At 67.0% G+C, this 21928-nt stretch carries 22 protein-coding genes; 10 read left to right on the top strand and 12 right to left on the bottom strand.

Going from position 1 to position 21928, the window contains the following annotated elements:
• Positions 1–11 precede the first annotated feature (11 nt).
• The 9 genes from WS54_RS15850 to mpl all read right to left on the bottom strand — a co-directional run bounded on the left by WS54_RS15850 (position 12) and on the right by mpl (position 10531).
• Positions 12–1037: a 2-dehydro-3-deoxygalactonokinase gene (locus WS54_RS15850; RefSeq protein WP_059779134.1), complete on the bottom strand. Its 1026-nt coding sequence runs from the start codon at positions 1035–1037 to the stop codon at positions 12–14.
• Positions 1034–1933, bottom strand: a complete 900-nt coding sequence (locus WS54_RS15845; protein WP_034206368.1) for an IclR family transcriptional regulator — start codon at positions 1931–1933, stop codon at positions 1034–1036. The genes WS54_RS15850 and WS54_RS15845 overlap by 4 nt, the downstream gene beginning before the upstream one ends.
• Before the next feature lie 352 nt (positions 1934–2285).
• Complete coding sequence (locus WS54_RS15835) at positions 2286–2684, bottom strand: EF-hand domain-containing protein (RefSeq protein WP_034206367.1); 399 nt, start codon at positions 2682–2684, stop codon at positions 2286–2288.
• A gap of 75 nt (positions 2685–2759) precedes the next feature.
• Positions 2760–4370, bottom strand: coding sequence for a S10 family peptidase (locus WS54_RS15830; RefSeq protein ID WP_034206366.1), 1611 nt, complete (start codon positions 4368–4370; stop codon positions 2760–2762).
• Positions 4371–4796: 426 nt separating this feature from the next.
• A complete protein-coding gene (mtgA, locus tag WS54_RS15825; RefSeq protein WP_034206365.1) occupies positions 4797–5534 on the bottom strand; it encodes a monofunctional biosynthetic peptidoglycan transglycosylase in 738 nt (245 codons plus the stop codon).
• Positions 5535–5548: 14 nt separating this feature from the next.
• Positions 5549–6415, bottom strand: coding sequence for a shikimate dehydrogenase (gene aroE / locus WS54_RS15820; protein ID WP_059779131.1), 867 nt, complete (start codon positions 6413–6415; stop codon positions 5549–5551).
• The gene (locus tag WS54_RS15815) at positions 6412–8499 is read right to left on the bottom strand and encodes a ribonuclease catalytic domain-containing protein (RefSeq protein WP_059779129.1); all 2088 of its coding nucleotides are present in this window, start codon (positions 8497–8499) and stop codon (positions 6412–6414) included. The genes aroE and WS54_RS15815 overlap by 4 nt, the downstream gene beginning before the upstream one ends.
• A gap of 80 nt (positions 8500–8579) precedes the next feature.
• Positions 8580–9149, bottom strand: a complete 570-nt coding sequence (locus WS54_RS15810) for a YqiA/YcfP family alpha/beta fold hydrolase (protein ID WP_034206362.1) — start codon at positions 9147–9149, stop codon at positions 8580–8582.
• The gene (gene mpl / locus WS54_RS15805) at positions 9146–10531 is read right to left on the bottom strand and encodes a UDP-N-acetylmuramate:L-alanyl-gamma-D-glutamyl-meso-diaminopimelate ligase (protein WP_059779127.1); all 1386 of its coding nucleotides are present in this window, start codon (positions 10529–10531) and stop codon (positions 9146–9148) included. The genes WS54_RS15810 and mpl overlap by 4 nt, the downstream gene beginning before the upstream one ends.
• Positions 10532–10777: 246 nt before the next feature.
• Here mpl and WS54_RS15800 point away from each other — a divergent pair, with 246 nt between their 5' ends.
• From WS54_RS15800 to WS54_RS15755, 10 genes are all read left to right on the top strand, one after another.
• Entirely contained in the window at positions 10778–11422 is a 645-nt protein-coding gene (locus tag WS54_RS15800) for a hypothetical protein (RefSeq protein WP_059500937.1), read from the top strand.
• Positions 11423–11429: 7 nt separating this feature from the next.
• Positions 11430–11978: a TlpA family protein disulfide reductase gene (locus WS54_RS15795; RefSeq protein WP_059779125.1), complete on the top strand. Its 549-nt coding sequence runs from the start codon at positions 11430–11432 to the stop codon at positions 11976–11978.
• 194 nt (positions 11979–12172) lie between these two features.
• The gene (gene aroQ / locus WS54_RS15790) at positions 12173–12625 is read left to right on the top strand and encodes a type II 3-dehydroquinate dehydratase (protein ID WP_027783493.1); all 453 of its coding nucleotides are present in this window, start codon (positions 12173–12175) and stop codon (positions 12623–12625) included.
• Positions 12626–12692: 67 nt separating this feature from the next.
• Positions 12693–13169 carry an acetyl-CoA carboxylase biotin carboxyl carrier protein gene (accB, locus tag WS54_RS15785; RefSeq protein ID WP_034206358.1) on the top strand — a complete coding sequence of 159 codons (477 nt, stop codon included), beginning with the start codon at positions 12693–12695 and terminating at the stop codon, positions 13167–13169.
• An 84-nt stretch (positions 13170–13253) separates the two neighbouring features.
• A complete protein-coding gene (gene accC / locus WS54_RS15780; RefSeq protein WP_059500935.1) occupies positions 13254–14621 on the top strand; it encodes an acetyl-CoA carboxylase biotin carboxylase subunit in 1368 nt (455 codons plus the stop codon).
• 2 nt (positions 14622–14623) lie between these two features.
• Positions 14624–15526 (top strand): 50S ribosomal protein L11 methyltransferase, encoded by a 903-nt coding sequence (gene prmA, locus WS54_RS15775; RefSeq protein ID WP_034206357.1) that lies wholly within the window; start codon positions 14624–14626, stop codon positions 15524–15526.
• A 45-nt stretch (positions 15527–15571) separates the two neighbouring features.
• The gene (locus tag WS54_RS15770; RefSeq protein ID WP_059779124.1) at positions 15572–16954 is read left to right on the top strand and encodes a zinc-ribbon and DUF3426 domain-containing protein; all 1383 of its coding nucleotides are present in this window, start codon (positions 15572–15574) and stop codon (positions 16952–16954) included.
• Positions 16955–17025: 71 nt separating this feature from the next.
• Positions 17026–17529, top strand: a complete 504-nt coding sequence (gene tpx, locus WS54_RS15765) for a thiol peroxidase (protein WP_027783488.1) — start codon at positions 17026–17028, stop codon at positions 17527–17529.
• Between the two features lie 85 nt (positions 17530–17614).
• A complete protein-coding gene (locus WS54_RS15760) occupies positions 17615–18553 on the top strand; it encodes a carbohydrate kinase family protein (RefSeq protein ID WP_034206354.1) in 939 nt (312 codons plus the stop codon).
• 19 nt (positions 18554–18572) lie between these two features.
• Positions 18573–19046 carry a glycine zipper 2TM domain-containing protein gene (locus WS54_RS15755; RefSeq protein WP_006476977.1) on the top strand — a complete coding sequence of 158 codons (474 nt, stop codon included), beginning with the start codon at positions 18573–18575 and terminating at the stop codon, positions 19044–19046.
• Between the two features lie 242 nt (positions 19047–19288).
• Here the strand turns inward: WS54_RS15755 and WS54_RS15750 are convergent, their stop codons facing one another.
• The 3 genes from WS54_RS15750 to WS54_RS15740 form a co-directional block, all read right to left on the bottom strand.
• Complete coding sequence (locus tag WS54_RS15750; RefSeq protein WP_082724985.1) at positions 19289–19921, bottom strand: histone H1-like DNA-binding protein; 633 nt, start codon at positions 19919–19921, stop codon at positions 19289–19291.
• A gap of 28 nt (positions 19922–19949) precedes the next feature.
• A complete protein-coding gene (locus WS54_RS15745) occupies positions 19950–20276 on the bottom strand; it encodes a hypothetical protein (protein ID WP_080334256.1) in 327 nt (108 codons plus the stop codon).
• Positions 20277–20358: 82 nt separating this feature from the next.
• Complete coding sequence (locus WS54_RS15740) at positions 20359–21570, bottom strand: ribonucleotide-diphosphate reductase subunit beta (protein ID WP_006476978.1); 1212 nt, start codon at positions 21568–21570, stop codon at positions 20359–20361.
• Between the last annotated feature and the right edge of the window lie 358 nt (positions 21571–21928).

Below are 21928 nucleotides of genomic sequence, written 5' to 3'. Positions count from 1 at the left end.
CAGTTCGGTGTTCAGTGATCGGCGCAGACGGGTTCGCCGTCCGCGCGCACGAGCCCGGCGCGCGACGCGATCCGCCACAGGCCGAGCTCGGTCGCATGCGCGGCGACACGCGCATGCGCATGGCCGAATACCTGAAGCGCATCGACGTAGCGCGAGCACAAGCCGTCGTCGCCGATCAGCAGCAACGGCTGGTCCGCGAGCGCGATGCCGCGCTCCGCGAGCATCGCATCGAGCGCATTCAGCTCGTGGCCGATCAGCAGGCCGGACAGGTAGTCGCCCTGCGCATCGGGCGCGAGCCGGTCGGTCAGCCCCAGCGTGCGCGTGCTGAAAATCGTCGCGAGCAGCCCCGTGTGTTGCGCGCCGCGTGCGACCGACACGCCGCGCACGAACGCGTCGCGGTCGGGCGACGCGCCCATTCGCATCGTGCGGCCGAGGATCGTGTGATCGCGCAGCACCGCGAACAGCTCGCCGGTCATGAAGGTCTGGAAGCGCTCGATCAGCCCGTCCTTCACCCATGCCCATTTCGCATGCGTGCCCGGCAAGCCGATCAGGACCCCTGAACGATCGGCGCCAAGCGTCGGGTCGCTCGCGAGTGCGCCGACGATCTGCGTTTCTTCGCCGCGCATCACGTCGGGCAATTCGCCCGTCGCGATCACGCCCGGCACGATCGAGACCGTCGCGCCGCGCGCCGTCGTCACCGTGATGAGGCCCGCGACGAGCGCGTCCGCGCCGGCCGGCGCCGCGACGTACGGCGCCTCGCGCCAGCCCTGCGCGCTGCCGACCATGCCGGCGGCGAGCACCGGCAGGCCGGGCGCACGGTCGAGCCAGTCGCCGCACGCTTCCTCGAACACCGCGTCGAACGCACGCGCGCCGCCGCCCGGCACGTGCATCACGCCTGCCGCCCGGCTGCGCGTGTCGATCGGCACGCCGTGCGCGTCGAACAGATACGCGCGCAGCGACGTGGTCCCCCAGTCGAGCGCGATCAGCGACGGGGAGGCGGAACTGGCATCCGGAACGGGCCGGGTCGAAGTCGTCATCGTTTGATCCTGCGGGTACCCTGCGGCGGGCTCCAGCCCAGTTCCGCGGAAATGGCTCGCGCTTCGCGCTGCACGAGCGGAATCAGTTCGTCCATGCGGTCGTGCGGCATGTACGGAATCGTGCTCGCGACCGACACCGCCGCGACGATCGCGCCCGACGCATCGCGGATCGGCGCGGCCACGCAGCGAATCGACGCCTCGTTTTCCTCGAGATCGAACGTATAGCCGCCGGCCGCGTAATGGGCCATGCGCTGCAGGAACGCGCTCGTCTCGGGCCGGTTGTCGGGCTTGAAATTGACGCCGGCCAGCGCGCGCCGCGCGGCTTCGAACAGCGAGCGCCACAGGTCCGGATCGAGGTCGAGCATCATCGCCTTGCCGATGCCGGTCGACGCGAGCGGCATCCGGTGGCCGACGCGCGAGCGCATTTCGAGGCCGCGCGTGCCGGGAATCTTGTCGATGTACAAGACGTCGTCGCCGTCGCGCACGCCGAGATGGATCGTGTCGAGCGTCGCTTCCGCGAGCGCTTCCAGATGCGGACGCGCCACCGCGGTGAGCGGCATCTGCTCGAGCGCGATCGTGCCGAGCTCGATCAGCTTCGGGCCGAGCAGGTAGCCGCCCTGCACCTGGCGCAGATAGCGCGCCTGCACGAGGCTGCTGACGAGCCGGTGCGTCGTGCTGCGCGTCGTGCCGAGCGCGGCGCCGATCGCGCGCATGTCGCGCGCGCCGTTGGCGATCGCCTCGAGGATCGCGAGGCCGCGCAGCAGCGTCTGCGTGCCGGCCTGCTGCGCGGCGAGGTCGAGCGGCGTGCTGGTCGCGCCGATGCTGTCGGTCAGCGACGCATTGACCGGCATCGCGCGCCGGGCGTCGAGGGCAAGGGAATCTGGCATCTTGGTCATGGGGCGGGGCTTCTTCAACGGAATCGGTGAAGCCGCACGCGCGGCGCCGGAATTGCGTCCGGTGCTGCGGCGTGGCGGCGGTCGATGCACCGAGTAAAGCGCCCGGCGAACTTCATGGAAGGTGTCTCCGTGTGCGACGGGCGCCGCGCGATGCGTGGGTCCGAAGCTGTCGATGTGCTTCGGATTGTAGGAGCGCACGCACTCGTCTCCAATATTTGAATGCGTTGTCCAGATAATGAGAATGGCGACGAAATCGGCCGCGGGCTCGACGCGGCGGCCGCGCCATGCGCACGGGGGCGGAAAACCCGCTGCGCCGCAGGCTCCGCCCCCGTTTGTTCGACGCGTCGCGCGCTTACTGCTGGCTCGTGTCGCGCGCCTGCATGTAGCGCTGCACGTCGGCGAACGACACGCGACCGTTGCCGCCCGCGTCGATCTGCCGGAAGTGGTTCGCGACATAGCCGAGGCCGGCCGCGCGCGCCTGCGACTCGGTGATCGAACCCGTGTTCTGCGTATCGGCCGCGCTGAATTGCCGCGCGAGCTTGCGCACCACCTGCGCATGCAGCGCGGCGCCGGTCGTTTGCGTGCCGGCGGTCGGGTGACGGGCGGCCGGCGGCACGTACGGATCGCCGAGCTGCGCCTGGCGCGCACGCGCCGGCGCGGCGGCGTCGCTCGCCTGCGCGAACGCGGACAGGGATGCTGCGGCGCCGACGCATGCGAGCGCGGCGGCAACGACGATGAAACGATTCTTCATGTCAGGCTCCAGTCTGGATGAGGTCGACGGCCGGCGAGCGGCGCCGCGGGGGCGCTTGTCGCCGGCGTAGCGCAATCAGTGCGCGGCCGCGCTGTAGAAGGTCACGAGATCGGCTTTCTCCTGCGGACGCGACGTATCGTCGAGATAAACCATGTGCCCGCCCTGATAGTCCTTGATCGTCAGGTTAGGTTGCGTCCCGAGCCGCGCGAGGTCGAGCTCGGTCTGGTAGAACGGCGTCGCGATGTCGTGATACCCGTTCAGCGACAGCACCTTCAGTTGCGGATTCAGCGTCAGCGCCGCGGCCAGATCGGGGATCGTGTCGGGCATCGCCAGGCCGTCGTGCGTCCAGTCCCACGTGTTGATCGCATTGCTGCTCACCGAGTAGGCCGACTGCGCGGTGTACTTCAGCTCGTTCGGCAGGTAGCTGCCGATCGTGTCGGTGAACGGCTTCGTGATGAACGAGCTGGACGGATCGCCGTCAGCCGCGAGCGGGCTCGACACGGGCACGTTCACGCGTGCGTCGTAGCGGCCGATCAGCGTGCCCGGGACCAGCGACAGCTGGAAGCTGTTGTCGAAGAAGGTCGGAACCACGTTGAAGTCCGCCTCCCACAGCGCCCGCTTCACGCCGGTCGAATTCGCCATCGTCGTGACGAGATTCGGCGGCGGCGGCGTATGGCTCGCCAGATACGCGTTCACGGCAGGCGCGTAGCTGCCGGCCGTCAGCAGGCGCATCTGGTCCGCATACTGCGGCAGGTTCGACGGGTTGGGGTTGTCGAGCTGGTAATACGCGCCGACCGTACCGTACGACGGCACGAAGCCGGCGCAGCTCACCGGGCTCGCGCCATTGTTCGAATTGCCGACATAGTCGCTCGCCATGTCGCAGTTCGTGTTGTAGTTCAGGATCGACGATTGCAGCACGATGCCGTCGAGCTTCACGCCGGCGGTCTCGAGCAGGTTCGCGAGCACGTCGGTGCGCGGCGTGCCGTACGATTCGCCGAACAGGTATTTCGGCGAATCGTTGCGCTGGTTCACGCTCAGATAGCGCGTCACGAAATCGCGGAACGCGCCGGCATCCTGATCGACGCCCCAGAACGTCTGGTTCGTGTTCGGCGCGACCGCTTCCGAGAAGCCGGTGCCGATCGCATCGACGAACACGAGGTCGGTCGTGTCGAGCAGCGTTTCCTGGTTGTCGACGAACGGGAACGTCGACGTGTTCGCGTTCGGGTCGCCGGTCTGGATCCGGCGCGGGCCGAACGAACCGAGGTGCAGCCACACCGAGGCCGAGCCTGGGCCGCCGTTGTACAGGAACGTGACGGGCCGCTTCGCCGCGGGCTGGTTATCGGCCGTGTAGGCGACATAGAAGAACGACGCTTCGGGCGCGCCCGTCTGCGGATTGCGTGCGACGAGGTGGCCGGCGGTGGCCGTGTAGCGGATCGTCTTGCCGTTCAGCGTGATCTGGTGGTGCGTGACGGCGGCCTTTTCGACCGCGGCGGACGCGTCGAGCGACGCGTTCGCGCTCGACGAATAACTGTTGGGATCGTTGTACGCGCGGTCGACCTGACCGGCGGGATCGGCCGAATTGGCGGCGCTTGCAGCAGCGGACGACGTCACGTCGTCGTTGCAGGCCGTCAGAATCAGCGAAGAACACACCACCCCCAACAACAGCTTCGCTTTGCTCGCTGGCATCGTTGCGTTCCTTCTCTCGGATGTTTTTCGTGTCGAGCAGCCGGATAAGCCGCCCCCCGCCTCGATTGCGGCCGATAAGCCGAGGCGCTGGCCAATATACGCGAGCCCGTCAGCTTTGAAAAATTTTGAAATATTTGGCGCGCGGGCGGTGCGGCGCACACCTTTCAGGAATGCTTCGATTCGCGAAACGTTGCATTTCGCGTCGCTTTCATCGACTTTCGCGTTTACTCGCAAAGACTAAAAAAGCATCGATTTCACGCGCTGCCGGCCAACAAAATCGTGCGGTCGCCGTCATTGCTCAGCAAACCGAAATAGACGGATTCGTCTAAAGGATGTGGCCCGAAATGACGGCGACACGAATCCGCTGCAGCGCACCAATCGCGCGTCGACGGCGAAACGGACAATGCAGCGGCGCGAATGCGCCGCTCATTCGGATTGCGGCAGCTCGGCCGCGCCCATCCGGCGCGCGATGATCGCCGCCCGCTGCGCCTGGTAGGCCGAGCCGCGATGCGCATCGAACCAGCGCGGCTTCGGCAGCATCACCGCGAGGCGCGCCGACTGCCACGCGCCGAGCCGGCTCGCGGGAATCTTGTAGTAATAGCGTGCGGCCGCTTCGGCGCCGTACACGCCGCGCCCCCACTCGACCGAATTCAGGTAGATCTCGAAGATGCGCTCCTTGTCGAGCACCGTCTCGAGCATCCACGTGATGATCAGCTCCTGCCCCTTGCGGATGTAGCTCTTCTCGCGCGACAGGAACAGGTTGCGCGCGAGCTGCTGCGTGATCGTCGAGCCGCCCGCGACGATCCTGCCGCGCGCCTTGTTCTTCTCCCATGCCTGCAGGATCGCGTCGACGTCGTAGCCGTTGTTGGTCGCGAAGGTCGCATCTTCGGACGCGATCAGCGCACGCTTCAGGTTGCGCGAGATCTGGTCGTACGGCACCCACTGGTGCCGGATCTGCGCGGGCGGCGTGTCGCGCGACAGCCACCACGCGTCAGTGCGCATGAATGCGGTCGAGCCCGGGTTCACGAACGACCACAGCGCGATCTGCGCGAGATAGAACAGTTGCGTCGCGAGCCATGCGCCCGCGAACACCGATCCCGCATAGACGATCCAGCGAGCGAGGCTCGTCGTCCGCGTGCGCTGCGTGCCGCTCACCGCCACCACGTGCCGCGCTCCGCTCAGCTCGCCGCGAGCGCCTGGCGCAGCGCGGCCAGCACCGGTGCGCCGTCCGGCCGCACGCCGCGCCAGATGAAGAACGATTCGGCCGCTTGCTCGACCAGCATCCCGAGCCCGTCGGCCGTGCGTGCGCCGAGCGACGCCGCGTGCTGCATGAACACGGTCGGCTGCGCGCCGTACATCATGTCGTACGCGAGCGTGCCGGCGCCGAACGCGGCAGCGTCGCATTCCGGCAGCGCGGCGTCGAGGCTGCCGGCCGTCGCATTGATCACCACGTCGTACGGTTCGGCCCGCACGACGCCGGGGCCGCCGCCCGCGAGCGTGCAACCCGCATCGTGCGCGGCCTGCATGAACTGGCCGACGAGCGCTTCGGCCTTGCTCGCGGTGCGGTTCACGATCGCGATCGACAGCGGCGCGCGGTCGAGCAGCGGCAGCACGACACCGCGCGCGGCGCCGCCCGCGCCGAGCAGCAGGATGCGCGCGCCCGCAAGCGACACGCCGAGATTCGCTTCGATGTCGCGCACGAGGCCGACGCCGTCGGTGTTGTCGCCGTGAAGACGGCCGTCGGCGTCGATGCGCAGCGTGTTCACGGCGCCCGCCGCCGCCGCGCGCGGCGACAGCGTGTCGGCGAGCGCATGCGCGTCGAGCTTGAACGGCACCGTCACGTTCGCGCCGCGACCGCCTTCGGCGACGAACGCGCGCACGGCGGCCTCGAAACCGTCCACCGGCGCGAGCCGGTGCGTGTACTCGATCGGCTCGCCGGTCTGCGCGGCGAATTGCGCGTGGATGAACGGCGACTTGCTGTGCGCCACCGGGTTGCCGAACACGACATAGCGGTCGACGCCGCTCGACGACGCAACTGCGTTCATGATGCGCGCCCCGCTTCGCCGTCGTTGCCGCTCGCGGCTTCGCCGCCCTCCGCCGCCGCATCGTCGCCCGATTCGGCCAGCGCTTCGGCCTCGGCTTGCGCCGACGCGTCCTCCGCGTCGACCAGCGTCTCGTCGCCGCCTTCGGCGTCATCCTCTTCGTCGGCCGCGTCGCCGCTCGTCACGGTCGGCGCGTCGAGCACGTTCAAGAGGCGCACCGACGCCTCGATCGTCAGCTCGTCGAGCGACATCACGTCGAGCAGCACGCGCGTGCCGCGCGCATGCACGCCGAGCCCCGGCACGTGCAGCAGCAGCGGAATGTCCTCGAGGCGCACGAGATCGCCCTTCACGACGCTCGCGACGACCTGCTTCTTCTGCTCCTGCGCGAGCCAGCGCAGGCACCAGAAGTACTCCATCCGGCGCTGGTAGTCGGCGTAGGCCGTATACGTATCGTCGAAACCCTGCACGACCGCGTACAGGTCGGCGTCCTTCGGCTTGAACGGCGCCGCGAGCTTCGCGGTGACGCCGTGCTGCACGCACGCGAGCAGTTGCCACTGGTTCACGAGGTCGACGTAGCGGCGCAGCGGCGACGTGCTCCACGCGTATTGCGCGACGCCGAGGCCTTCGTGCGGCGCGGCCGTCGTCTGCATCCGCGTGCGCTTCGGGCCCGGCGCGCCGAAGCCGCGCTGCGAACGATAGATGCCCGGCACCGTGTGATCGTGCAGGAACGCGCCCCACGTCGAGTTCGCGAGAATCGCGAGCTCCGAGACGATCAGGTCGAGCGGCGAGCCGCGGCGGCGCGGCGTGATCGTCACGTGCTCGCCTTCGACGTAGAAGTTGTAGTCGGTGTTGCGCTGCACCTCGCGCTTCAGGCCGTAGCCCGCGCGCGCGACCTGGCGCTTCTCGAACAGCGCCTGCGCGAGCGGCCACAGCACGGCGATGTCGTCCTTGTGCGGATAGTCGCCGGTGCCGGCCGCGAGCGTCTCTTCGGTGACGAGTTCGTCGAGCGTGTTGTGGCGCAGGTTGTTCTTCACGAAGACGAGCTCGGCGCGCGTCTCGTTCGCGACGATGTCCTGCGTCTCGCGGTTGACGATGATGTACAGCGACAGCGCCGGGCGGTAATCGCCCTCCTTCAGCGTGAACACGTCGACGACGTCGTCCGGCAGCATCGTGATCTTGTCGCCCGGCATGTAGACGGTCGACAGGCGCGCGCGCGCGATCGCATCGACCGGATCGCCGCGCACGATGCCGAGCGCCGGCGCCGCGATGTGCACGCCGATCCGCACGCGTCCGTCGGACAGGTGCTCGACCGAAAATGCGTCGTCGATTTCGGTGGTCGTGATGTCGTCGATCGAGAACGCCTCGACGTTCGCGCGCGGCAGGTCGTCCGGCAGCGGGCCGACCGTGACGGGCGGAAAGCCCGTGCCGTGCGGGAAGAATTCCGCGAGAAAGCGCGCTTCGTGCAGCGCGCGCGGCGACTCGATGCCGCCGCAGTCGAGCATCAGCCGCGCCGGCGACACGCCGCGCGCGCCGGCCGCCGCTTCCATCGCCTTGTATTCGATCGAATTCTTGTCCGGCCGCGTCAGCAGCCCGAGCACCTTGCCCGCGAACGCTTCCGGCAGCTTGCCGGCCTTCAGTTCCTCTTCGTACTGCGCCTGCACGAGCGCCTGCTGGCGCTTGCGCTCGAGCGACGCGAGCGCCATCTTGAGCTGCTCTTCCGGCGCGCGCTGGTACTGGCCGCGCCCCTTGCGGCGGAAATAGACGGGCGAGCCGTGCAGCCGCAGCACGAGCGCCGCGCGCTCGACCGGGCCGTACGTCGCGCCGAAGTACTCGGCGGCGAGCGCCGTGTACGCGAACTCGTCGGCCGGCGCGCATTCCCACAGGAAGTCCAGGTCGATCTGCTGCGCGGCCGTGTCGGCCTCCTGCATCAGCTCGCCCGCGGCCGGCTTGTCGAATTCGATCAGCACGTCTTTCGCACGCACCTTCGCGCGCCGCCCGCCGGGCAACTCGACCTGAAACGCGTCGCCCTGGCGCGACAGCACGCTGCCCGCCTTGAAACTGCCCGATTCCTCGAAGAAAACGTTCACTCAGTACTCTCGTTCAGACTGCCGGGCGCCGTGTCGACGGCGCCGCATGATGATGGGAATTCGTTCGGCACGCGGCCGGTTTATGACGTCTTTCCGTCGCAAAACGCGAGAACGTCGTCGACATAGTCGGCAAATTCGCTGATTCCGTGATCGCTGCCGTCGATCACGCGGGTTTTCGCGCCCGGGTAATGGGCGAGCATCTCGCGATAATCGAGCACTTCGTCGCCGGTCGCCGCGAACAGATAGTAGCGGTCGGCGCGCGTGATCGCCGGCACGCGCAGCGCGTCGAGTTCGTGCAGGTGGCGGCGCTCGACGACGATCGTGCCGCCTCCGTGCCACAGCGGCTGTTCGCCGAGATACTGTTCGAGGTCGCGCTGCGGGACGATGGCCGGATTCAGCAGCACCGCCTTCCAGCCGTGCTTTTCGGCGAGCCACGTCGCGTAATAGCCGCCGAGCGAGCTGCCGATGACGGTGACGTCGGCCGCGCCCGCGACCTCGGCCTCGGCGACCGCGATCGCCTCGAGCGGCGACACCGACAGCGACGGGCACCGCCACTCGCCGGTGCGGCCGAGTTCGGCCATGCGCGCGGCGAGCAGCCGCGATTTCTGCGATTCCGGCGACGACCGGAAACCGTGCAGATACAGGATCACGTGCGGCTCCCGAGCGCGTCGAGCAGCTTCTGGTGCACGCCGCCGAAGCCGCCGTTGCTCATCACGAGCACGTGGTCGCCCGGACGCGCGGCCTCGACCACCGCCTTCACCAGCAGATGCAGATCGTCGAATGCGCGCGCGCGCTCGCCGAGCGGCGCGAGCGCCTCGGCGAGATTCCAGCCGAGCGCATCGCGCCCGGTCGGCGCGCCGTAGCCGAACACGAGATCGGCATCGGCGAGGCTCGCCGGCAATTGCGACTTCATCACGCCGAGCTTCATCGTGTTCGAGCGCGGCTCGAGTACCGCGAGGATGCGGGTATTCTCCCGGCCGATGCGCGCACGAAGGCCGGCGATCGTAGTGTCGATCGCGGTCGGATGGTGCGCGAAATCGTCGTAGACGATCACGCCGTCGACGCTGCCGCGCACTTCCATGCGGCGCTTCACGTTGCGGAACGACGCGAGCGATTCGGCGGCCTGCGCGGGCGGCACGCCGACGTGGCGCGCGGCGGCGATCGCCGCGAGCGCGTTCATCCGGTTGTGGTCGCCCTGCACCTGCCACGCGACTTCGCCGACGCGCTCGGCGTGCGAATACACCGCGAAGCGTTCGTCGACCGGCACGCCGTCCTCCGCCGGCAGCGCCTGCCAGCCGCCGTCGACGCCGAAGCGCTCGACCTCACTCCAGCAGCCGCGCGCCAGCACGCGCTCGAGCGCGTCCGAACGACCGTTCGCGACGATTCGCCCGACGCCGGGCACGGTGCGCACGAGATGATGGAATTGCGTCTCGATCGCGGCGAGATCGGGGAAGATGTCGGCGTGATCGAATTCGAGGTTGTTCAGCACCGCGGTGCGCGGCCGGTAGTGCACGAATTTCGAGCGCTTGTCGAAGAACGCCGTGTCGTACTCGTCGGCCTCGATCACGAAGAAGCTCGAATCGGTGAGCCGCGCGGACACGCCGAAGTTCAGCGGCACACCGCCGATCAGGAAGCCCGGGTTCAGCCCCGCGTCTTCCAGCAGCCACGCGAGCATCGACGACGTGGTCGTCTTGCCGTGCGTGCCCGCGACCGCGAGCACCCATTTGCCGGCGAGCACGTGCTCGCCGAGCCACTGCGGGCCGGACACGTAAGGCAGGCCGCGATCGAGGATCGCCTCCATCAGCGGATTGCCGCGCGTGACGACGTTGCCGATCACGAACAGGTCCGGTTTCAGGTCGATCTGCTCGGCGCCGTAGCCCTCGGTCAGCGCGATGCCCTGTGCCTCGAGCTGCGTGCTCATCGGCGGATAGACGCCCGCGTCGCAACCCGTCACCGTGTGGCCCGCCTCGCGTGCGAGTACGGCGAGACCGCCCATGAAGGTGCCGCAGATGCCAAGAATGTGGATGTGCATAGATGAATGCTTTCGCGCCGCCGGGCGCCGTCGATTCGGAAAGGATGCGTGCGCGGCGCGCCGGCGAGGCCGTGCGGCCGGCGCCCGGCCAACGACCTGGCCGCGACACAAAGAGCAGTATTGTAACTGACGGCTTGCGATGCCCGGCGGCCCGAACGATGCGCGCGAACGGCGCCGGCGCCCTCGGGCGGCGGGCCGCCGCACCCGTGCTCGGGCGCCGCGACGATCGAGTATGATTGCCGGATCATGTCTCGCAAACCTCTTGTCGACCCGCGGCGCGTCCGCGAGGAAATCGCCCAGTCAGCCGCCCGCCTGATCGCGGAGGATGGCCAGGACTACGCCGGCGCGAAGCGCAAGGCCGCGCGCCAGTTGCTGGGCGATTCGCGCGTTGCCGGCGAATGGCTGCCGGATAACGACCAGATCGAGGAAGAACTGCGCGAGTATCTCGCGCTGTTCCAGAGCGACACGCAGCCGGACGAACTGCGCCGGCTGCGCGAGATCGCGCTCGACTGGATGCGCCGGCTCGCCGAGTTCCATCCTTATGTGACGGGCGCCGTGCTGAACGGCACCGCGAACGCGCATTCGGATATCCATTTGCAGGCATTCACCGACAACCCGAAGGACGTCGCGATCTACCTGCTGAACCAGAACGTCCAGTACGACGTGTCGGAGACGCGGCATTTCGCGGGCCGCGGCGACGTCGAGACGCTCAGTTTCCTGTGGCGCCCGCGGCGCGACATGGACGCGATCGGCATCCATCTCGCGCTCTATGCGAGCGACGATCTGCGTGGCGCGGTGAAGGCCGACGCGCGCGGGCGCGTCGCCCGCGCGGATGCCGCCGCGCTGCGCGCGCTCGTCGACGCGAGCCAGGCCCCTTCCGAACCGGAATGATTCAACGATGATGAAACGCATGTTGGCGCTCGCGGTGGTCGCGGCCGCCGCCGTCGCCGGCGGGATCGCCGCCGGCCACTGGTTCCGCGGCACGGCCGACGACGGCGTCGCCGTCGCGGCGCCGACCGCCCACGGCAACCCGGTCGACCAGCTGTGGGCGTCGTCGCTCACCGGCATCGACGGCAAGCCGGCCACGCTGGCCGCGTTCAAGGGTCAGAAAGTCGTCGTCAATTTCTGGGCGTCGTGGTGCGGCCCGTGCGTCGAGGAGATGCCCGAGCTCGTGGCGCTGTCGCATCAGTACAAACAGAAAGGCATCCGTTTCGTCGGGATCGGCGTCGATTCCGAGCAGAACGTGAAGACCTTCCTGCAGAAGGTGAAGGTCGACTATCCGGTCTTCGTCAGCGGCTATGCAGGCGCAGATCTGGCCCGGAATTTCGGAAATACCGCCGGCGCGCTGCCGTTTACCGTCGTCATCGACGAAACCGGCAAGGTCCGCGAGACAAAATTGGGACAAATCCAGCCGGCCGAGCTGAAAAAGACGCTCGACGCGCTGTAATCGGCCCGAACGGCGGCCTGCGCGTTGACGGCGATTTGCAGGTCGATCGCCGCAATTTCGCGTGAATTCGCCGATAGTGCGCATCGGCACCGGTAATTCTTGCAGGGCCGGCGCGCCCGACCGTTCGGCAAAACTAGACAAATTTCTCTAAATAGCGCTAAAGTTCGCGCAATTCCGCAGAAATAGAAGCGACCATGACACGATTGCTGGTGCTGCACGGCCCCAACCTGAACCTTCTCGGCACCCGGGAACCGGAGGTGTATGGCCGCGTCACGCTCGCGCAGATCGATCAGGCGCTTGCCGCGCGCGCCCGGGAAGCCGGCGCCGAACTGTCGTCGTTCCAGAGCAACCATGAAGGCGCGCTGGTCGACCGCATCCAGGCCGCGCGGGAGGAACAGACCGATTTCATCCTGATCAATCCGGCCGCGTATACGCATACGAGCGTTGCGATCCGGGACGCGATCGCCGGCGTCGGCATCCCGTTCGTCGAGGTTCACTTGTCGAACGTGCATCGCCGCGAAGCGTTCAGGCACCACTCCTACTTTTCCGACCAGGCCGAAGGCGTGATCTGCGGGCTCGGCTGGAAAGGTTATCTGTACGCGCTCGAGTACGCGCTGGACAAGCTGCAAGGCGCGTCGCGCGGCTGATTTCGCGATCTAGATTCAGCGCCGGCCCCTAACCGGCGCTTTCACGTATTGAAAAGGGGAATTCCCGATGGATCTTCGTAAGCTGAAAACTCTGATCGACCTCGTTTCCGAATCCGGCATCTCCGAGCTGGAAGTGACGGAAGGCGAAGGCAAGGTGCGCATCGTCAAGAACGCGCCGCCGGTCTACGTGCAGCCGACGGCTGGGTATGCCCCGCAAGTCAGCGCGCCGGCGCCGTCGGCCGCGCTGCCGACCGATGGTGCAGCGGCGGCGCCGGCAGCCGGCGCCCCGGCCGCACCGGCCGCCCCGCAGGGCCACGTCGTGACGTCGCCGATGGTCGGCACGTTCTATCGCGCGCCGTCGCCGGGCGCCGACCCGTTCGTGCAGGCCGGCGACACGGTCAAGGAAGGCCAGACGATCTGCATCATCGAAGCGATGAAGCTGCTCAACGAGATCGAGTCGGACAAGGCCGGCGTGATCAAGGAAATCCTCGTCGAGAACGGCCAGGCCGTCGAATACGGCCAGCCGCTTTTCGTGATCGGCTAAGCCCGCCGCGCGGCCACCCTGCCGCGCGCCGCCGATGCTCGCCAGGCGCCGTTCGCGCGCCCCTCGAAGAGACGAATACTCGCTATGTTTGAAAAAATCCTCATTGCCAACCGCGGTGAAATCGCGCTGCGCATCCAGCGCGCGTGCCGCGAACTCGGCGTCAAGACGGTGGTCGTCTACTCGGAAGCCGACAAGGAAGCCAAGTACGTGCGCCTCGCGGACGAAGCCGTCTGTATCGGCCCGGCCCCGTCGAACCTGAGCTACCTGAACATGCCGGCGCTGATCAGCGCCGCGGAAGTGACCGATGCCGAGGCGATCCACCCCGGCTACGGCTTCCTGTCGGAGAACGCCGATTTCGCGGAGCGCGTCGAGCAGTCGGGCTTCACGTTCATCGGCCCGCGCCCGGAAACGATCCGGATGATGGGCGACAAGGTCACCGCGAAGCAGACGATGATCAAGACCGGCGTGCCGTGCGTGCCGGGCTCGGAAGGCGCGTTGCCGGAAGATCCGAAGGAGATCGTCAAGATTGCGCGCGCGATCGGCTATCCGGTCATCATCAAGGCGGCGGGCGGCGGCGGCGGGCGCGGGATGCGCGTCGTGCACACCGAGGCCGCGCTCGTCAACGCGGTCAACATGACCCGCGAGGAAGCCGGCCGTGCGTTCGGCAACCCGCAGGTGTACATGGAGAAGTTCCTCGAGAACCCGCGCCACATCGAGATCCAGGTGCTGTCGGACGCGCACAAGAACGCGATCTGGCTCGGCGAGCGCGACTGCTCGATGCAGCGCCGCCACCAGAAGGTGATCGAGGAAGCGCCGGCGCCCGGCATTCCGCGCCGCCTGATCGACCGCATCGGCGACCGCTGCGCGGACGCGTGCAAGAAGATGGGCTACCTCGGCGCGGGCACGTTCGAATTCCTGTACGAAAACGGCGAGTTCTACTTCATCGAGATGAACACGCGCGTGCAGGTCGAGCACCCGGTATCGGAACTGATCACCGGCGTCGACATCGTGCAGGAACAGATCCGCATCGCAGCCGGCGAGAAGCTCGCGCTGCGCCAGCGCGACATCCAGTTCCGCGGGCATGCGATCGAATGCCGGATCAACGCCGAAGATCCGTTCAAGTTCACGCCGTCGCCGGGCCGGATCACGTCGTGGCATACGCCGGGCGGCCCCGGCGTGCGCGTCGACTCGCACGCCTACAATGGCTATTTCGTGCCGCCGAACTACGATTCGATGATCGGCAAGCTGATCACCTACGGCGCGACGCGCGAGCAGGCGATCCGCCGGATGCGCATCGCGCTGTCGGAAATGGTCGTCGAAGGCATCCAGACCAACATCCCGCTGCACCGCGAGCTGATGATCGACTCGAAGTTCGTCGAAGGCGGCACCAGCATCCATTACCTCGAAAACCGGCTCGCGCAGAAGCAGCAGGTCGCACCGGAAGAAGCGTAAGCATGAGTTATCGCGAACTCGTCGTCGAACTGGCCCGCGAGCATGCGGAGGCGCTGTCCGACGCGCTGCTCGAGCTCGGCGCGCTGTCGGTGTCCGTCGAAGACGCCGACGCCGACACGCCCGACGAACAGCCGCTCTTCGGCGAGCCGGGCCTCGTGCCCGATCGCACCGCGTGGCAGCACTCGCGCGTGGTCGCGCTGCTGTCGGCCGACCATGAACCGGCCGTGCTGCTCGCGGCGGCCGCGAACGAAATCGGCGTCGCCGAGACACCGGCGTTCGTCGTGCGCGACGTCGAGGAGCAGGACTGGGTGCGGCTCACGCAATCGCAGTTCGAGCCGATCCCGATCGGCGAGCGGATCTGGGTCGTGCCGTCGTGGCACGATGCGCCCGATCCCGATGCGCTCGTCCTCGAACTCGACCCCGGCCTCGCGTTCGGCACCGGCAGCCACCCCACCACGCGCCTCTGCATGGAGTGGCTCGAACAGTCGGTGAAGCCCGGCCAGTCGGTGCTCGACTACGGCTGCGGCTCGGGCATCCTCGCGATCCTCGCGAAGAAATGCGGGGCGAACCCCGTGATCGGCATCGACATCGATCCGCAGGCGGTCGAATCGGCGCGCCAGAACAGCGAACGCAACCGGGCGGAAGTCACGTACGGGCTGCCCGATGCATGCCCGGACGGCGAATTCGACATCGTCGTCGCGAACATCCTGTCGAATCCGCTGAAGCTGATGGCATCGATGCTCGCGTCGAAGGTCAAGCCGGGCGGCCGCATCGCGCTGTCGGGCGTGCTCGCGCGCCAAGCGGACGAGGTCGCGGCCGTTTATGCGCGCTACGTCGACATCTCGGTCTGGCGCGAACACGAAGGTTGGGTATGCCTCGCCGGAACCCGCCGCGAAAGCCATTAGAATAGCGCTGTCCTTCACTCTGGCCCGCAGGCCGCCCGGCTCGACATGCTCCTTGCGACGCGCTGCCCTCATTGCGAAACCGTCTTCCGGCTGCAGCAGGAACAGCTCTCGCTGCATCAGGGGCTCGTGCGCTGCGGGCATTGCCACGAAGTCTTCAACGCTTCCGAGTCGCTCGTTCCCGAGTACGCGCAGCAACCCGAACCGGCGTTGACGGAACCGGCTGCCGCGCCGCATGACGGCGACGCACACCAGCAGGCCGCCCCGGTCCGACTGTTCACCGCCGACGCGCCGGCCGGCTTGCCGACCGGCACCGATTACAAGTCGGATGGCTGGGACATGTGGGCGCCGTGGCTCGACGCCGGCGTCGATCCGTCGCTGCAGCACAGCGCCGAGACCGTGCGCACCGAGCCGCTGATCCCGCTCGCGCTCCCGTCCACGGAAGCCGGCGTCGTCCACCTGTCGGGTACGCCCGCGCCGTTCGCCAACGCTCCGGCCGAGCTCGATTCATCGGCTGCCGTCGAGCAACCGGCCGAACCGCATTCGCCGCATTCGCGGCACGAACCGCACGAAACCGGTGAAACCGCGCCCTCACCCGTCGAGCGCGACCCGCGCGAGCCACGCTTCGTCGCCCACCTGCCGTCGGAAACGGAAACCGCCGCCGAACCGGCCGAACCCGTCGGCCACGCGCACTTCGCCGTGCCGGACGACGAACGCACGCCGCGCGAACCGCGCTTTGCGTTCACGCCCGCACCGGCCGTCGCCGAAACCGGGACCGCATCGGAATCCGACACCCTCGCCCGACACGACAAGGCCCCGGCCGGAGCGGCAACCGATGAACCGGCCGTCCAACCGGCCGTCCCACTGACCGTCCCGTTCCCCGCCGCGCCGGCCGACGACGATCGTCCGCACTTCGCCGTCACGCGCGAGACGCGCGCGCCGCAGCGACGCGGAATGCTCGGCGGCTTTTTCGGCGGCCTCGTCGCGGCCGCGCTGGTCGGCCTGCTCGTCGTGCAACTGGCGTGGTGGCAGCGCGAAGCGCTGATGATCTACTGGCCCGTCACGCAGAGCTGGTTCCGGCAGGCGTGTGCGCCGCTCGGCTGCACGGTCGCGCCGCCGCGCGCCATCGACGGGCTGCGGCTCGATGCGACCGACCTGCGCCAGATCGACGGCCCGCACAAGCTCGAACTGAAGGTGCCGCTGACGAACCGCTACCGCGTCGCGCTCGCGTACCCGTCGCTCGAACTCACGCTGCTCGACGACACCAATCACGTCACCGTGCGCCGCGTGCTCGCGCCGCGCGACTACGTGCGCCCGGGCACGCCGATCGACGCCGGGCTGCCGCCCGGCACGACGCAGACGATGGTCGTCCGCCTCGACACGAACGGCACGCCCGCCTCGAATTTCCGCGTCCAGATCTTCTATCCGTGACGCGCCGCGGCGCGCTTGCGCGCCCGTCTCAACCCGCGCGCCCGAGCGGCGCGCTATTTCGGAGCACGAACATGAGCAAAGTTACGCTGGGTGGCAACCCGATCGATCTCGCCGGCACGTTCCCGGCCGTCGGCGCGCAAGCCGCCGATTTCAAGCTGGTCGGCAAGGACCTCGCCGACCTGTCGCTCGCCAGCTTCGCCGGCAAGCGCAAGGTGCTGAACATCGTGCCGAGCCTCGACACGCCGACCTGCGCGACGTCGACCCGCAAGTTCAACGAAGCCGCGTCGTCGCTCGACAACACGGTGGTGGTGGTCGTGTCCGCCGACCTGCCGTTCGCCGCCACGCGCTTCTGCACGACCGAAGGCCTCGAGAACGTCGTGACGGCATCGACGTTCCGCACCGGCCGCGCGTTCGCGAACGCGTACGGCGTCGACGTGACGAGCGGCCCGCTGAACGGCCTGACCGCACGCGCGGTGGTCGTGCTCGACGCGCAGGACAAGGTGATCCATGCGGAACTCGTCGGCGAAATCAAGGACGAGCCGAACTACGATGCAGCGCTCGCCGCACTGAAGTAAGCTTTCTTCCGCTTTCCCCTGCCGCGCCGCGCCCTTCGCGCGGCGTTGTCGCGCAGGGCCCCTCATTTCTACAGGAACGCACACCTTGGCTACGCTGATTTGCGGCTCGATCGCCTACGACTCCATCATGACCTTCGAAGGGCGGTTCCGCGAGCACATCCTGCCCGACCAGGTGCACCTCATCAACCTGAGCTTCCTCGTGCCGACGATGCGCCGCGAATTCGGCGGCTGCGCGGGCAACATCGGGTACGCGCTGCACCTGCTCGGCGGCGACGCGCGCATCATGGGCACGATGGGCGCGCTGGATGCGCAGCCGTACCTCGACCGGCTCGACGCTCTCGGCCTGCGCCGCGACCACGTTCGCGTGCTGCCCGATACGTACACCGCGCAGGCGATGATCACGACCGATCTCGACAACAACCAGATCGCGGCGTTCCACCCCGGCGCGATGATGCAATCGCACCTGAACCATGCGGGCGACGCGCCGGACATCAAGCTCGCGATCGTCGGCCCGGACGGCTTCGACGGGATGGTGCAGCACGTGGAAGAGCTCGCCGAGGCCGGTGTGCCGTTCGTGTTCGATCCGGGCCAGGGCCTGCCGCTGTTCGACGGTGCGACGCTGCGACGCAGCATTGAACTTGCGACCTATGTCGCGGTCAACGACTACGAGGCCAAGCTGGTGAGCGACAAGACGGGATGGTCCGAAGATGAAATCGCCAGCCGGGTCGACGCCCTCGTCATCACGCGTGGCGAGCACGGCGCGACCATCCGCCACAAGCAGGGTGCGGAACAGATTCCGGTCGTGCCGGCCGAGCGCATCGCCGATCCGACCGGCTGCGGCGACGCCTTCCGGGGTGGCCTGCTGTACGGCATCGAGCAAGGCTTCGACTGGGCAACCACCGGCCGCCTCGCAAGCCTGATGGGCTCGCTCAAGATCGCCCATCAAGGGCCCCAGACTTACGTACTGACGCGCGCCGAAATCGACGCACGCTTCGAGACTGCATTCGGTTACAGTCTCAAATGAATATTGTGGGAGAGCAAAGATGTTGACGAAAAAAACCCTCACGCTCGCGGCCATGCTGACCGCCACGCTGACGCTCGCCGGCTGCTTCACGGCGCCCGGTTCGGCGGATGTCTATAGCGTCGGCCAGGCGCAGCGCGAACAGACGGTCCGCATGGGCACGGTCGAAAGCGTCCGTGCGGTGCGCATTCAGTCCGACGGCGGCGGCAGCGCGATCGGCACGCTCGGCGGCGGTGCACTCGGCGCGGTCGCGGGCAGCGCGATCGGCGGCGGCAAAGGCTCGATCCTGACGGCGATCGCCGGCGGCCTCGTCGGTGCGGTCGCAGGTAACGCGGTCGGCGAAAACCTCAGCACCGCGAACGGTGTCGAAATCACCGTGCGCCTCGACAACGGCGATCTGCGCTCGATCACGCAGGCGGCAAGCGGCGAAGCGTTCCGCGCCGGCGAGCGCGTGCGCCTGCTGTCGAGCGGCGGCGTCACGCGTGTCACGCACTGACCGGTATCCTCAGCACGCGGCGCAAGCCGCGATCGAACGCATGTGCGAAGCCGCACATGCGTTTTTTTTCGTCCGCCCGTTCTCGTCCGCGCTCGCGTCGGCCAGCCCCGCCGGGCGCGCCATCGGCAACCACAGGGACGAAAAAAATCCCGCCACCTGAGCCAGATGGCGGGATTGATTGAGTAGCGCTACTCAACCCACGGACACCACGTGAGTGTCCGGGTGATGCTGCTCAGCCGCGATTACGGACGGCTGCCGGTCGGGAACGGCCATGCCGCTGCCGGGTTGAGCGCGGTCTTCACGCCCGATGCCGGCGCAACCGATGCGGTCGACGCGGTCGTTGCCGGCGCAGCCTTCTTCACGACGGCCTTCTTCGGTGCAGCAGCCTTCTTCGCCGGTGCGGCGGCCTTCTTCGCAGGGGCAGCCTTCTTGGCAGGCGCAGCCTTCTTCGCGGCAGCCTTCTTCGCCGGCGCGGCCTTCTTCGCAGCAGCCTTCTTCGCCGGCGCAGCCTTCTTCGCAGCAGCCTTCTTCGCCGGTGCGGCCTTCTTCGCAGCAACCTTCTTCACTGCGACTTTCTTGGCTGCAACCTTCTTCGCAGCGGCCTTCTTGGCCGGTGCTGCCTTCTTCGCAGCAACCTTCTTCACCGCGACTTTCTTCGCTGCAACCTTCTTCGTTGCGACCTTCTTTGCAGCGGCCTTCTTCGCCGGTGCGGCCTTCTTCGCGGCAACCTTCTTCACCGCGACCTTCTTCGCAGCGACCTTCTTCGCAGCGACCTTCTTCACTGCGGCCTTCTTCGCCGGAGCAGCAGCCTTCTTCGCAACGGTCTTCTTGGCGGCAACCTTCTTAGCAGCCGGTTTCTTCTTGGCAGTAGCCATGTTGTTCTCCTTCAGGTTCAGATGAGAGTCAGTTCAAACTACACCCTTCGTCAAAACCCGCTTCCCGCGGACGCTGTTCAGGACGTGCGCTTCGAAGCGGGCTATTCATCGGCGTACGCAGATACCGCGCGCTTACGCTAATGAATACGGTATGGCGCGCGTGACCCCATGGCCTCGCGCGCCAAATCAAGTCGGTAGCCGGCGCACCTCGCGCCGCTACCCCTAATCGCTTGATCAAGCGGACCGCCACACGGCCGTCCGCTTTTTCCGGAGGGAAGTTTGCCCATCCCACTGAAGGGTTCGCAAAGTGCCTGTCGTATCGTTGGGCCGTTAAGGCACCGGGCATGCTTTGCATCAGGCGTTCTTGCTCCTAAACCTTGGGCCGGGGCCGAGAGGCCACCGGCTGCTCCATCATGTAACGGGTTCGCTGCTGCGGGTCATTCCCAGGACAGCGCGCCCCCCGTCTGATACTCGATCACACGCGTCTCGAAGAAGTTGCGCTCCTTCTTCAGGTCGATCATCTCGCTCATCCACGGGAACGGGTTCTCCTCGTTCGGGAACAGCGGGTCGAGGCCGATCTGCTGGCAACGGCGGTTGCTGATGAAGCGCAGATAGCTCTTGAACATCGACGCGTTCAAACCCAGCACGCCGCGCGGCATCGTGTCTTCGGCGTAGCGGTATTCGAGTTCGACAGCCTGCTTGAACAGCTCGCGGATCTCAGCGCGGAATTCCGCGGTCCAGAGATGCGGGTTTTCGAGCTTGATCTGGTTGATCAGGTCGATGCCGAAGTTGCAGTGCATCGACTCGTCGCGCAGGATGTACTGATATTGCTCTGCAGCACCCGTCATCTTGTTCTGGCGGCCGAGTGCGAGGATCTGCGTAAACCCGACATAGAAGAACAGGCCTTCCATGATGCAGGCGAACACGATCAGCGACTTCAGCAGCTTCTGATCCGCTTCGAGCGTGCCGGTCTTGAAGGCCGGGTCCGTCAGCGTATGAATGAACGGGATCAGGAATTCGTCCTTCGCGCGGATCGACGTGACCTCGTGATACGCGTTGAAGATCTCGCCTTCGTCGAGGCCGAGCGATTCGACGATGTATTGGTACGCGTGCGTGTGGATCGCTTCCTCGAACGCCTGGCGCAGCAGGAACTGCCGGCACTCGGGCGCCGTGATGTGGCGGTACGTGCCGAGCACGATGTTGTTCGCCGCGAGCGAATCGGCCGTCACGAAGAAGCCGAGGTTGCGCTTCACGATGCGGCGCTCGTCCTCGGTCAGACCGTTCGGGTCCTTCCACAGTGCGATGTCGCGGGACATGTTGATTTCCTGCGGCATCCAGTGGTTCGCGCAACCGGCCAGATACTTTTCCCACGCCCACTTGTACTTGAACGGCACCAGCTGATTGACGTCAGTCTGGCCGTTGATGATGCGCTTGTCGGCGACATTGACCCGCGCTTCCGTACCGCCGGCGGGAACAGCCGATGCTTGCGGCGGCACCGCAAGATCGCCTTCGAAAATGTCGCGGACCTGATGGGCGGCAGGCGTTGCAGCCTGCATTCCGACAGCCATCCCGGCGGAGGTGCGCATCGCGTTTTGCTGCGCTCCGCTCGCGGGGGTTACGGCAGTCTTCTCGTCATCCCAGTTGAGCATAAATTCTCACCATCAATTTAGAACGGTTTGTACCATCTTTTCCTGAGCGATAAAAGGGTTCGCTCACGAAAAATCCTTTTTTCGATTCGCGTTGCGACCTCGATACAACACTTTGAGCAACGCATCGTCGTTCATGCAGTGCGCGACGTGCGTCGCGCTTGTGTCGCGAGGTGCGCTCGACGCATCGAACGCCGATCGAAACGCGACGCCGTCGGGGATGTTTCGATCGCTTGTCACTGCCTGCAACGCAGGTGTCGCGTTACAGATTCCTTATCATTTTTTTAGTTGAGAGCGGCGCACACTTCAACCTCGATCGGCCGTCGTGTGCGCCGCCCTGACCTGCTTTCTCAGATCAGGC

Origin of the sequence: Burkholderia sp. NRF60-BP8, from assembly GCF_001522585.2 — a bacterium.
Lineage (GTDB): Bacteria > Pseudomonadota > Gammaproteobacteria > Burkholderiales > Burkholderiaceae > Burkholderia.
The sequence above is the reverse complement of the archived record's forward strand: the minus strand, read 5'-3'. Positions and strand labels throughout refer to the sequence as shown.